The organism is Syntrophomonas sp. UBA5494 (assembly GCF_002426325.1).
On the sequence record NZ_DIPG01000148.1, the window covers coordinates 21,906 to 25,066 of the forward strand.

A 3,161-nucleotide genomic window follows, 5' to 3' on the forward strand; every position below is an offset into this window, starting at 1 on the left:
ATATTGTCAATGGTCTGGAAGTGGTCTTCTCCCGGGCAGCCCGCTTGTGAAGCAGGACCGGCATTATTGGGCAGTTGGTGACCGTAACGCCAGTGCCGGTTTATTGATGGCTCAACAAGCTGCTAACGGCTTGCTGGATCTGGCTTAAATTCCCCAACTTGAGAAACAAGACCTTATTCAGGAAGGACTGTATCCAGTGTCAGAATCTCACCCGGCCTCATTACTGACTATATATGATCAACTCTATAATACTTTTGGCCCGCGCTATTGGTGGCCCGCCGAAAGCAGGCTGGAGATCATCATCGGCGCCGTTCTTACTCAGGGGGTCTCGTGGAGAAATGTGGAAAAGGCCATAGGCAACCTGAAAAATACCGGCAACATGGACTTTAATGCCCTCCTGCAGATGAATGACGATGTTATGTCTGGGCTGCTACATCCCGCCGGCTATCATCGCCAGAAGACCCGCAAGCTGAAAACCCTTCTGGGTTGGATAGATAAGCGCTTTGAAGGAGACATCGATGCTATGTTTAATGGCCCTACCGCGGAATTGCGCCGGGAGCTTCTGAATCTGTGGGGCATCGGGCCGGAAACAGCTGATTCCATACTACTCTATGCCGGCGGGCACCCGGTTTTTGTGGTTGACGCCTATACACAGCGAATATTTTCCCGGATGGGATTGGTAGAGGAGGAGCTTGACTATCAAGCCCTGCAAAATTATTTTCAGGAAAACCTGCCCCCGCAGGCCGAACTGTACAATGAATACCATGCCCTCCTGGTGACGCTGGGAGCAAACTTCTGCAGGAAGCGAGGCCCTCGCTGCGGGGGCTGCCCGGTTGCATCCGGGTGCAGATATAATGAGCAGGAAAACAATACTAGGAGGTAGAATACATGATTTGGAATAAAGAAAAAGAATGTATGCCCCGGGAGGAGTTAGACAAGCTGCAATTGAGCAGGTTAAAAGAGACAGTTTTTCGGGCCTACAGCTTTGTTCCGGCCTATAGATCCAAGATGGATGCGGCAGGGGTTAAACCCCAGGATATCAACAATCTGGCAGACCTCAAGTATCTGCCCTTTCTCACCAAGCAGGATTTCCGTGACAATTATCCCTTCGGCTTGCTGGCTGTACCCATGCGTGATGTGGTGCGCATCCAGTCTTCTTCCGGCACCACCGGCAAGCCGACTGTAGCCGGTTATACCCGGGATGATATAGAAACCTGGGCGGAATTGATGGCCCGGGCCCTGACCGGCGCCGGAGCCAGCGCTGATTCGATCATTCAGATCACCTGGGGTTATGGACTGTTCACCGGCGGTTTGGGAGGCCATTATGGGGCCGAAAAAATAGGTGCGGCAGTACTGCCCGCTTCCGGGGGGAATACCCGGCGGCAGATCATGTTGATGCACGATTACGGCACGACCTTGCTGGGCTGCACCCCGTCGTATGCCCTGGTTATGTATGAAGAATTCATGGAGTCCGGCTTGGATCGTTCCCAGTTCAGATTCAAAACCGGCTTATTCGGAGCCGAACCCTGGTCGGAGAACATGCGCAAAGAGATCGAAAGCAAATGGGAGATCGACGCTTATGATGTCTATGGCATGACCGAACTCATCGGGCCGGGGGTAGCCTCGGAATGCGCCGGTAAAAACGGACTGCACCTGGCGGAAGACCATTTCCTGGCGGAGATAATAGATCCCGACAGCGGGGAGGTTCTACCCTATGGCAGCCACGGCGAACTGGTAATCACCTCATTGACCAAACAAGCACTGCCCCTGGTGCGCTACCGTACCCGGGACCTGACCAGGATAAACCGCGAGCCCTGCGAGTGCGGCCGCACCCACGCCCGCATCCAAAAAATACTGGGCCGTTCCGACGATATGCTGATTATTCGTGGAGTCAATGTATTTCCTTCCATGGTGGAGAGTATTCTATTACAGATACCTGGTATCGAGCCGCAGTACCAGCTGGTGGTGAATCGGGTCTCCAATCTGGACCGGCTCGAAGTACAGGTGGAAGTCTCGGAAGGGGTCTTCAGCGACGAAGTCAGAAGGCTGGAAGAGCTGGAGGCCAGAATCACCCGTGATTTAGACAGCGGCTTGGGCATCTCGGTCAGGGTGAGATTGGTAGAACCCAGATCCATTGAAAGAAGCGAAGGCAAGGCTAAGAGGATTATTGATAATAGGAAATTATAGGAGGGAGACAATATGGCCAAACAGATTTCGGTTTTTCTTGAAAACAAGGCGGGCAGACTATCCCATGTGACCCGGGTACTGGGGGATGCCCAGGTGAATATCCGAGCTTTGTCCATTGCGGATACTTCTGATTTCGGCATCCTGCGCCTGATTGTTAACGATCCTGAAAAGGCCTACCGGATCTTAAAGGAACAGGGTTTTACCGTAAGCCAAACTGAGGTCGTTGCGGTGCAGGTTCCGGATTCACCCGGCAGCCTGGCTACGGTTCTGGAACAGATGGCGGAAGAGAACCTCAACATCGAATACCTCTATGCCTTTTTAGGGACCAAAGATGACGACGCCCTGATCATCTTTAAAGTCGAGGATATACAACGGGCCAAAGCGGCTTTTGAGAAACAGGGCATCCGTTTCTTGGAAGAGAAGAAGCTATACGAACTATAGAGATAAGAACAGATAAAACAACCGACAACCGGGCTGGATGAAATAATACGGCCCGGTTGTAACATTTTTTACTATATCTCTTGCTGCCTAAGTCTTGTACTGCGGATTGCCTCAGTCAACCTTCTGTCAACCTTTATATCAAGCTCCTGCTCCAAACGCTTTTTAAAGCTGTAGTAAAGCCTGGCTGCCTTACTTTTTCCTCCCCGGGACATATATAGCTTAATCAGCTCCAGGCATACGTTTTCATTATATGGCTCCGCAGCTAACGCCTGTCTCAGAATTTCTTCGGCCTGCCGCCATTCTCCACGCTTAATATAGATTGCGCTCAGTTTCTGGCATGACTCCATAAAGATGGATTTGAACCTTTCCCGTTCATGGAATACCAGGTCTCCGTAATCACTGCCTTCCATCAAATCCCCTTTGTATATTAAGAGCATTTTTTCCAGAAGGTTGGCCTGTTTTTGTTCTATTTGAGGAGTATGGCCGGTAAGCCGGGAAGACTCGCCATAGAGGCGTAAAAATTCGTGTATATC

The 3,161-nt window shown here is 51.2% G+C and carries 4 protein-coding genes; 3 read left to right on the plus strand and 1 reads right to left on the minus strand.

Going from position 1 to position 3,161, the window contains the following annotated elements; translation table 11 throughout:
• The first annotated feature begins 196 nt into the window (after nucleotides 1–196).
• Genes B3W37_RS16690 through B3W37_RS16700 form a run of 3 tightly spaced genes read left to right on the plus strand, consistent with a single transcriptional unit; the run spans nucleotide 197 to nucleotide 2,628 of the window.
• A complete protein-coding gene (locus B3W37_RS16690; RefSeq protein WP_483168546.1) occupies nucleotides 197–883 on the plus strand; it encodes an endonuclease III domain-containing protein in 687 nt (228 codons plus the stop codon).
• 5 nt (nucleotides 884–888) lie between these two features.
• Complete coding sequence (locus B3W37_RS16695; protein WP_481040191.1) at nucleotides 889–2,187, plus strand: phenylacetate--CoA ligase family protein; 1,299 nt, start codon at nucleotides 889–891, stop codon at nucleotides 2,185–2,187.
• Nucleotides 2,188–2,199: 12 nt separating this feature from the next.
• Nucleotides 2,200–2,628, plus strand: a complete 429-nt coding sequence (locus B3W37_RS16700; RefSeq protein WP_483168544.1) for an ACT domain-containing protein — start codon at nucleotides 2,200–2,202, stop codon at nucleotides 2,626–2,628.
• 71 nt (nucleotides 2,629–2,699) lie between these two features.
• Here the strand turns inward: B3W37_RS16700 and B3W37_RS16705 are convergent.
• Nucleotides 2,700–3,161, minus strand: a 462-nt coding sequence (locus B3W37_RS16705; RefSeq protein ID WP_483176491.1) for a bacterial transcriptional activator domain-containing protein, incomplete at its 5' end; no start/stop codon positions are given.